This is a genomic window from Scandinavium lactucae (genome assembly GCF_033843265.1).
Taxonomy (GTDB): domain Bacteria; phylum Pseudomonadota; class Gammaproteobacteria; order Enterobacterales; family Enterobacteriaceae; genus Scandinavium; species Scandinavium lactucae.
Window position 1 is genome coordinate 1 of the sequence record NZ_JAWXRD010000012.1, and the last position, 10609, is coordinate 10609.

At 57.6% G+C, this 10609-nt stretch carries 3 protein-coding genes; all 3 read left to right on the plus strand.

Annotation, left to right across the window (positions count from 1 at the left end):
- Positions 1-190 (plus strand): hypothetical protein (locus tag SIK69_RS07875; RefSeq protein WP_319785816.1); only part of this gene is annotated, 190 nt, incomplete at its 5' end.
- A gap of 258 nt (positions 191-448) precedes the next feature.
- Positions 449-2110 (plus strand): ShlB/FhaC/HecB family hemolysin secretion/activation protein, encoded by a 1662-nt coding sequence (locus tag SIK69_RS07880; RefSeq protein ID WP_319785817.1) that lies wholly within the window; start codon positions 449-451, stop codon positions 2108-2110.
- Positions 2111-2122: 12 nt separating this feature from the next.
- The coding region (locus tag SIK69_RS07885; protein ID WP_319785818.1) for a hemagglutinin repeat-containing protein at positions 2123-10609 on the plus strand (8487 nt) is incomplete at its 3' end.

Below are 10609 nucleotides of genomic sequence, written 5' to 3' on the forward strand. Positions count from 1 at the left end.
ATCCTCTCTCGCCGACCACATTCGAAAAAACCGCTCTTTTGAGCGGTTTTTTTTCGTCCAAATTTTGCCGCCCGCTTGTAGGCCTGCGCAAGCGCAGCGCCGCCGGGCACTCGCTTCCATTCCTATAAATAAACTCTCGTTATTATTTGCCTTTGATGCTTATTCTTCCCAATACGTCCTGTTTTTTTAATCAACATCCGGAAGATATATCCTCCTGTGCCACGTTTATTAGAGGGATTAAGCATTAAGAATATGACTATTAAGCAATACTAAAATTTTAATTTAGTCTTTTGATAATGAATGATTTTTAGTTTTCTCTTTTTCTTAAAATGTTTCAACTAATAAGAATAACTTGTCCATACATTCACAAATGCAAAAAAGTGTGTTTAAAATGCGCTCACGCATAAAACCAGAAGTTTCCTAATAACGATTATTAACAGGAACAGGGATGAAAGCTCTATATCCGGTATGGATATTATTGTTGTTGAGTCAGACGGCCTCCGCCGCACTTCTGTCACCCGCCGATCGCGATAGCATTGAACAGCAGCAGCAACAGTTACTGCGCCAGAACCAGCAACAGCGTGACGCGCTGGAGCAGGTTCAGCCGTTGCCGAAGCCCACCACGCCCGCAACGCCGGGAGCCCTCAAAGGCCCATGCTTCACTATCCAGCGCATCGTGTTGGATGGGGCGACGTTGATTGATGAACGTCAGCAGCAAAAACTCTTCGCGCCCTGGCAGGGCGAATGCCTCGATATGGCGCGTATTAATGAACTGACTAATCGTGTTTCCGACTGGTATATCAGCCGGGGATATATCACCAGCCGTGCTTTCCTGACCGAACAGGATTTACGTTCTGGGGAATTACACCTGTTTGTGCTGGAAGGTCGGCTGGAAAAAATCCGTATGGATAATGCCCCTGCGCGCGAACTGGCGATGACCTTCCCAGGGCTGGAAGGCAAAATTCTTAATTTGCGCGATATTGAACAGGGCATGGAGCAAATTAATCGCACCCGAACCACACCGGTGCAGATTGAAATTCTTCCCGGCACTCAACAAGGCTGGTCGGTAGTGCATCTGACAGCCACGCCTGAATTTCCCCTCAGTGGCGCAGTCAGCTTCGATAATAGCGGGCAAAAAAGTACCGGGGTCGGGCAAATAAATGGCTCGCTGACCGGCAACAACCTGCTGGGACTGGCCGATAGCTGGTTTGTCAGCGGCGGTCGCAGCAGTGCGTTTTCAAATTCAAAGGATGCGCAGAACCTGGCCGCCGGAGTCAGCATCCCCTACGGTTATAGCCTGCTCGACTACAGCTACAGCTGGAACAACTACCTCAGCACCATTGATAACAATGGCTATCTGTGGCGTTCCAGCGGAGACACCGAGACGCATCGGGTCAATTTATCCCATGTACTGTTTCGCAACGGCGACATCAAAACCGGCGTCTCTGTGGGCCTGAGCCACCGCATCAACCGAAACTATCTGGATGATGTGTTGCTCCAGAGCAGCAGCCGAAAGCTCACCAGTCTGCTGTTTGGCCTCAACCATACGCAAAAAATCCTCGGCGGGGTCGCGACCTTTAACCCGACCTTCAGCCGCGGCATGCCGTGGTTTGATGCGCAAAGCGACGGCAACCAAAATGGCGATTTACCAAAAGCCGAGTTCCGCAAATGGAGCCTGAACGGCAGTTACCAGCGCCCGGTCGCCAACGATCTGTGGTGGCTGGCGAGCGTTTACGGGCAGTGGACGCCGGACCGTCTGTACGGCAGTGAACGCATGACCATTGGCGGTGAAAGCTCCGTTCGCGGTTTTAAAGAGCAAAGTATTTCCGGAGATAACGGCGCGTACTGGCGGAACGAACTCAATTACACCCTGTTTACGCTGCCGGTTATCGGTCAGGTCAGCACGCTGCTAGCCCTCGATGGCGGCTGGCTGCATTCCGACAAACTGGAACGTTATGCGGGGGGCACCCTGTGGGGAACCGCCGCCGGGCTGAGTACCGCCAATCGTTGGGTTTCAACGTCATTCACCGTGGGGCTGCCCCTGGTGTATCCGGACTGGCTTGGTCCGGATCATGTCAGCGTTTATTACCGCGTTGCCGTCGCATTTTAAGGATAAAAGAAGATGAATCAGCCTCCTGTCCGTTTGTCATTTCGTCTGCTGAGCTATGTAATTAGCGCCCTGATTGCCGGGCAACCGCTGTTGCCTGCGGTGGGCGCGGTGATCACGCCGCAGGGGAAAACCTCCACGGACAAGGCGGCGAACGGCGTGCCGGTGGTGAATATCGCCACCCCGAACGGGGCCGGGATTTCGCACAACCAGTTCAAAGACTACAACGTTGGCAAAGAGGGGCTGATCCTCAATAACGCCACCGGCAAGCTCAACCAGACGCAGCTGGGCGGGATAATCAACGGCAACGCGAACCTGAAAGCGGGCCAGGAAGCGAAAGGCATCATCAACGAAGTGACCGGCGGCAACCGGTCACAGCTTCAGGGGTATACCGAAGTGGCGGGGAAAGCGGCGAATGTGATGGTCGCCAACCCGTACGGCATCACCTGTAACGGCTGTGGGTTTATCAACACCCCGCAGGCCACGCTGACCACCGGGAAGCCGGTCTTTGACGCGCAGGGTAATCTGCAGGCGCTGGATGTTAAAAAAGGCAGCATCAGCATTGATGGCCAGGGCATTGATGCCAGCCACAGCGATGCGCTGTCGATTATTTCCCGCGCCACGGAAGTGAATGCTGCTATTCATGCCAAAGATTTAAAGGTGATTGCCGGGGCAAACCGGGTGAATGCTGACGGCAGCGTGCAGGCGCAGCAAGGCGAGGGCGCGGCCCCAACGGTCGCGGTGGACACCGGGGCGCTGGGCGGGATGTACGCCAACCGAATCCGTCTTATCTCCAGTGACAAAGGCGTCGGCGTTAACCTCGGCGACCTGAACGCCCGCCAGGGCGATATCACGCTCGATGCCAACGGTAAACTGACGGTTCACAACAGCCTGGCCAGCGGCGCAATCGCGGCGAAGGGACAGGATATCGCCCTGAGCGGCGACCATAAGGCCAGCGGTAATATTGCACTCGACAGCCAGGGTGATATCGCGCTGGGGAATGGCTCACTGAACAGCGACCAGGGTCTGGTGCTGAACGCCAACGGCACGCTTACCCAGCGCAATGAAAAACTCACCGCCGGGCGGGACGTGTCGCTTACGGCGAAAAATATCCACCAGGATGCCGGAAGCCAGGTCAACGCCGCGCGACATATCACCGCCAATGCCCGCGATAGCCTCATCAGCCAGGGGCAGATAACCGCCGGGCAAAACCTGAACGTCAATGCCAGCATCCTGACCCAAAGCGGCAAAATGCTGGCAGGCGGTAACGCACAACTGAACGCCAGCACGCTGACGAACAGCGGCCAGGTACAGGGCAACGCCCTGGCGATGAGCAGCACGACCCTCAATAACAGCGGCTCTCTGGTGAGCGGCACGACGCTGAACGTTCAGTCGCAGGATTTCACGCAAACAGGTAGCGCGGGCGCGAAGGGCAAGGCCGACATTACCGCCAGTCGCAGCCTGATCAACAGCGGTTCGCTGGTGACGGATGAGGCGCTGACGTTGAAGGCCGGAAACGTTACGCAGAACGGTACGCTCTCGGGAGGGAAAGCGCTGACGCTGAACGCCAGTACCCTGAGCAGCGGAAAATCGTCCCTGACCCACAGCGGTAACGCACTCTCCGTTCAGACCACGACGGCGACACTGGACGGTGAATTCAGTGCGGGCGGGGATATGCAGCTGAGCGCTGACCAGCTCAGCACCGTCGGCGGAGCCCAGGTTCAGAGCGGAAAAAACCTGAGCATCACAGCCCGTGAAGCTTCGCTGGCCGGTACACAGGCGGCCAGAAACGCGCTGACCGTGAACGCCAGCGGGACGCTGAACCACAGCGGCAACAGCAGCGCGAACGCCGTCACGCTGCATGCCCCGGTAATAAATAACAGCGGTACGGTGGTGGGATCGACCCTGCGCACGCAGTCGCAGACGCTGACCAACAACGGCATGCTACAGGGCGACAATGTGCTGGCGCTCGGCACGGATACTCTGAACAACCTGCATGACGGCACTCTGTACAGCGCCTCCGCGCTGACGCTGGATATTCCGGATATCACCAACCACGGCGTGATAGCCAGCGATGCCGCTCTCACCGTACGCGGCCACTCGCTCATCAACAGCGGGCAGATGTTGGGCAAGGCGCTCTCTTTTGACCTCCGTTCGCTCAGCAACAGTGGGGCGCTGCAAAGTGATTCCCTGCTTACCCTGAACGGCGGCACCTTCAGCAACAGTCAGAGCGGGACGCTCTACAGCGCCGGGGAGATGACTCTCAACGGGACGGACATCAGCAATAGCGGGCTCATCACCAGTGACCGTGGCCTGACGCTGAATGCCTCCTCATTGACGAACCCCGGCAAAATCACCGCCAACACGCTGGGGGTAAATGCCGATATGCTGCACAGCGACGGGCTGTTGCAGGGTACGAACGAACTGACGCTGTCAGGGGATAACCTCTATCAGGGGGCGGGCGGACGTTGGCTGACGGCGGGGGATTTATCCCTCACGGGCAACACGTTGACCACCGCGGGCACTACCCAGGGTCAGCAGCTTAGCGTCAATGCCGGAGACTGGACCAGCCCCGGCTCGGTGCTTGCCACCGGTGCGCTCGACGCCAGCCTGCGCGGCACCTTGCTGAACAACGGGGACCTGATGAGCCAGGGCCAATTCACTCTTCAGGCTCCGACGCTGACCAACCACGGCAAGATCCTCTCCGGCGGCGCGATGCGGCTTAGCGGCACGCAGTTCAGCAGCGACGGCAGCTTACAGGGCGACACCCTGGGGCTGACCTATAACGGGGTGAATAACCAGGGCACGGTCATCGGTCTGCGTGAACTGACACTGAACGGCAACGGCACGCTGAATAACGGCGGTAGTCTATTGAGCCAGGGCACGCTTGCCATCCAGGCGGGCGAGGTGACCAACAGCGGTCTCTGGCAGGGGCAAAATATGATCCTCGACGCGGCCCGTTTGAATAACAGCGGGGCTATCCAAAGCGCGCTGGATTTGGCACTGACCCTCAGCGGGGACGTGATAGCGGCCACGGGGAGTAAAATCACTGCCCTTGGCGAGGCACGCATTACCGGCAAAGCCTTGAGTAATCAGGGCCTGATCAGTGCCTCAACGCTTGCCTTACAGGGCGATTCCCTGACCAACCGCGGTGAAATTAGCGGCGTGAACAGCCTGAGTGCCGATCTCAACGGGGCGCTGCAACAGCAGGGCAAACTGCTGACCGGTGGCGGGCTGTCAGTCACGGCAGCCGATATCACCAACAGCGGGCAGATTCAGGGAGCCCGCACCCGGCTTCAGGCCAATAGTCTTGATAACAGTGGTCGGATTCAGGGTGACAATGGCCTCACCCTCATCCTACTTAATGCGCTGACCAACCGCGCCAGCGGCGTTATTCTCAGCCCGACGACGTTGAACATCAGCGCCCCGGTCTTCACCAATGACGGCACGATTCAGGGCAACGGGCAAACGACCCTCACCGCTGCGACGCAAATCCGCAACAACGGCAAAATGCTCTCCGGCAGCGACCTCACCCTGACGACGGCTGACTACGACGGGAACGGCTGGCTACAGGCCACCAATCTGGTACTCAACGTCGCGAAGCTTGCCAACGGCGGCACGGTGATGGCGACAAATAAAGCCACCCTCGGCGGGAGGACGTTCAACAACGCCGGGATGTTCCAGGCCGGGATGCTGGATGTGAATTACCAGACCCTGAATAACAGCGGCACGCTGTTGGGCAACCAGGGCATGCAGTTGACGGGCAACACCCTCAACAACAGCAACGGCAAACTGTTCAGCGGCGGCGATATGATGGCGGATGTCGCCTCCCTGAGCGGGATCGGACAGCTGGTGGCGCTGGGTAATCTGACCCTGAAACTCACCAACAGCTTCACGGCGCAGGGCGTGATTGCGGCGAACAAACAGCTTTCTCTGACCAGCCAGGGCGATATCACCAACGGCGGGACACTGCAGGGGAATGGCATCACCCTGAATGCGGCGGGCAACCTGAGTAATAACGGGCACATCACCGCCGGTTCGGGAACGACCGCGCTCAGCGGTCGCAGTGTGGCGATGAACGCCAGCGGCAGCCTGCAGGCGGGCGGCGATGTCAGCCTGACCAGCCTCGGCAATATCACCCTGGAGGGTTTCACGGGCACGGCAGGCAATCTTGTGCTGAATGCGCCTGCGGCCATTATCAACACCGCCCTGCTGTATGCAGGCAAAAATCTCTCTCTGTACGGCAACAGCATCCAGAACCTGCGCGGCGATATTCTGGCGGGCAACAATCTGCTGATGCAAAAGAATGCCTCCGGTGCGGCGAACGCGGAGGTGATTAACACCTCTGGCTCGATTGAGACCCAGACCGGCGATATCACGATTAACACCGGGCATCTGTTGAATCAGCGCGATGGAATAAGCGAATCAAGATCTTATGTTCAAGCTGAAAACAGTCCAGTACCAAATGGTGAGCATTCTGTTTCCGTGAGAGTGGGAGACCTGGGAGAAGATGGATGGGGCTATTACGTTGAGTCTTATAACGGCAGCGGTGGCGGAGGCTTTGAGGCTTGGGCTGTTCCGACTGAAAAAGGTTCTACCCAGAAATTTTTGACAGGTACGACTATTGTTGATGTGACTGCGACTGGTGGGGCCGCCAGAATTTCATCTGGTAATAACCTTCAGATTAATGCCGCCACACTTGATAATCTGGGAAGTAATCTTCTTGCGACTAACTCCGTTAATCTTTCTGGTTCAAGTCTGAATAACCAGTCCTACTTTGGCTATGCACAGGATGAATACAATGTGTATAGCTATTACGGCAAGCTGGCTATGATCCTCAATGAGGGACATATGCAGTATGGTCATGCTTCGAGTGATGACCGTGTCACTTTTACTCTTTCAGGAAGTCCCGAATATGTCACCAGAAGCTCCGGGCAGGCACTGAGAGCTGTGATTCAAGCTGGTGGAAATGTTTCCGCAAACTTTTCAAGTGATATCAGCAATACATCCACAACATCAAATGCTGGCGGTATTACAAACACCATTACCGCGCCAAACCTGAACACCCCTTCGGCGCAAAGCATCGGCGACGGTGCCAGCCAGCAAGCGCTGGACGATGCCGGAACGCTGGCGATAACCACCCCGACCTGGCAGGACGCAGGCAATAACGGACAGTCGATTGCCGATGGCACCGGACTGGCACCTGCCGGGATCGACGACAGCTACCCGCTGCCTTCCGGTAAGAACGGCTATTTTGTGCCGTCGAGTGACCCGGACAGCCCGTATCTGATCACCGTCAACCCAAAACTGGACGGCCTCGGTCAGGTGGATCAAAGTCTGTTTGGTGACCTGTGGAAACTGCTCGGCATGAATCCGGGGGCAGCCCCACGAGAAACCAACAGCCAGTACACCGACACCAATCAGTTCCTGGGCTCGTCATACATGATGGACAGGCTGCATCTCAACCCGGATAACGACTACCGATTCCTCGGCGATGCGGCGTTTGATACCCGGTACGTGTCGAACTACGTGCTGAACCAGACCGGCAGTCGCTACATCAATGGCCTGGGCTCCGATCTGGACCAGATGCGTTACCTGATGGACAGCGCCGCCGAGGCACAGACCTCTCTTGGCCTGAGGTTCGGGGTGGCGCTCACCGCTGACCAACTGGCCGCGCTCGACCACAGCATCCTGTGGTGGGAGACCGCCACCCTCAACGGTAAAACGGTGATGGTGCCGAAAGTCTACCTGTCACCCAAAGACACCGAAGTGCATAACGGCAGCGTGATCGGCGGCAACACTGTGCAGCTGGCAGGCGGCAAGGTGACCAACGACGGCAGCTCGCTGCTGGCACAAAACGGGCTGACTATCGACAGCAGCAACAGTATTAACAACCTGAGCAATGGATTAATACGTGCAGGGGGCAATCTCAGCCTTACCTCGATTGACGATATAAATAATATCAGTTCCAGCATTGCGGGTAAGACCGTTCAATTGGAGAGCATTGAAGGCTCTATTAGCAATATCACTCAACACCGTAATTGGGAGCTGGATGCTCCTGGAGACGACATAACTCTGAAAGATACTTATACCGGAAAAGTTGCATCTATCACTGCAACTGATGATTTGAGTATCAACGCTGATAAAGATATTTCAGTCACTGGCGCTGCGATCGGTGCGGGGGGAAGCGTTACACTTAAAGCTGACAACGATCTGAAATTAAACGCTATTGATAATAGTGAAAGTAGTCGTCATGCAACAAACGAAACCCATCACAGCAGCGCAGACCGCACCACGGTGAGCGCGGGCGATAACGTGACGCTGGTCGCGGGCCGGGATATCACCAGCCAGGCCGCAGGCATCGCGGCTGAAAATAACGTCGGCATCCAGGCCGGGCGCGATGTGAATCTGCAGGCTGAGGCAACGGTCGATGGCAGCAGCACGCGTGAGAAAAAGAAGACGGTCATCGACGAATCCGTGCGCCAGCAGGGAACCGAAATCGCCAGCGGTGGCAACACCACGATCCTCGCCGGACGGGATGTGAATAGCCAGGCGGCACAGGTCACGGCCAGCGGTGATATTGGCGTGGCCGCCGGGCGCGACGTGAATCTCACCACCGCCACCGAAAGTGACTATCACTACAAAGAACAGACTAAGACTAAAAAAGGGTTCCTTAGCAGCAAAACGACACATACCATCGAAGAGGACAGCGCCACCCGTGAAGCGGGCACCCTGCTGAGCGGCGATAATGTTCAGGTGCAGGCGGGCAACAACCTGCTGGTGAAAGGTTCCTCGGTGGTCGGCGACGGAACGGTCGCGCTGGAGGCCGGTAATAATGTCGATATCGTGGCAGCCACCAACACCGACTCCAGCTGGCGCTTTAAGGAAGAGCATAAAAGCGGCCTGATGGGCAGCGGCGGGATCGGTTTCACCATCGGCAGCAGCACCACCAAACACTCCCTGCGCGAAGAGGGAACCACCCAGAGTCAGAGCTTCAGTACCGTGGGCTCGACGGGCGGTAGCGTGGTGATTTCCGCCGGAAAGCAGGCGCATATCGGCGGTGCGGACCTGATTGCCCAGAAAGATCTCTCGGTGGTGGGCGACAGCGTGCTTATCGACCCGGGCCATGACAAACGGACCCGCGACGAGACGTTTGAGCAGAAGAAAAGCGGTCTGACGGTGGCCCTGTCGGGGACCGTGGGCAGTGCCATCAACAATGCCGTGAGCGCCACGCAGGATGCACAGGATGAGAGCGACGGGCGTCTGGCGGCACTCAAGGCCACCAAAGCGGCGCTGTCGGGGGTTCAGGCCGGGCAGGCTGCGCAGGCCGCAGATGTCACCGGTGACCCGAACGCGATGGGCGTCAGCCTCTCCCTCACCACCCAAAAATCAAAGTCGCAGCAACATGCTGAGAGCGATGCGGTGGCGGGCAGTACGCTGACGGCGGGCAACAATCTGGCGGTGATTGCGACCGGTAAAAACAAGGGCGACCACAGCGGCGACATCGTTATCGCTGGCAGCCAGCTGAAAGCCGGGGGCGACACCCTGCTGAGCGCTGACAATGACATTCTGTTGAGCGGAGCCGCCAACACCCGGCAAACCAGCGGGAAAAACAGCAGCAGCGGTGGTGGCGTGGGGGTCAGCATCGGGGCCGGGGGCAACGGCGCTGGGATCAGCGTTTTCGCTAATGTGAATGCCGCCAAAGGCAAGGACAAAGGCAACGGCACCGACTGGACCGAAACCACCGTCGACAGCGGTAAAACCGTCACGATTGAAAGCGGGCGGGACACCACGCTGAACGGGGCGCTGGTTAACGGCAATAAAATCATTGCCGATGTGGGCCGCGACCTGTGGATGAGCAGCCAGCAGGATAACAACGACTACGACAGCAAACAGACCAGCGTGGCAGCGGGCGGCAGCTTCACCTTCGGGTCGATGACTGGCTCCGGGTATATCAACGCCAGTCAGGACAAGATGAAGAGCCGCTTCGACTCGGTGGCAGAGCAGACCGGGCTGTATGCGGGTAACGGCGGCTTCGATGTCACGGTGGGGAGTCACACCCAGCTCGACGGGGCAGTGATAGCCTCCACGGCGAGCGCAGACAAAAACAGTCTGGATACTGGCACGCTCGGCTTCAGTGATATCCACAACGAAGCGGATTTTAAGACTAAACACTCGGGCATCAGCCTCAGCGGCGGCGGCAGCTTCGGGGGAGACTTCCAGGGCAACATGCCGGGCGGGATGATATCTGCGGCGGGGAACAGCGGCCACGCGGAAGGGACGACCCAGGCGGCGGTGGCGAACGGCACCCTCACCATCCGCGACAAGGATAACCAGAAGCAGGATGTGGCAGACCTGAGCCGTCACACGGCGCATGCCAACGACAGCATCAGCCCAATCTTCGACAAAGAGAAAGAGCAGAAGCGGCTGCAGGAAGTGGGGCTTATCAGCGATATTGGCGGCCAGGCGGCGGATATCGCGCGGACGCAGGGTGAGATAAAC

Coding starts and splice junctions, on each gene's coding strand:
- SIK69_RS07880 (WP_319785817.1), top strand. CDS start 449: ATGAAAGCTCTATATCCGGTATGGATATTATTGTTGTTGAGTCAGACG.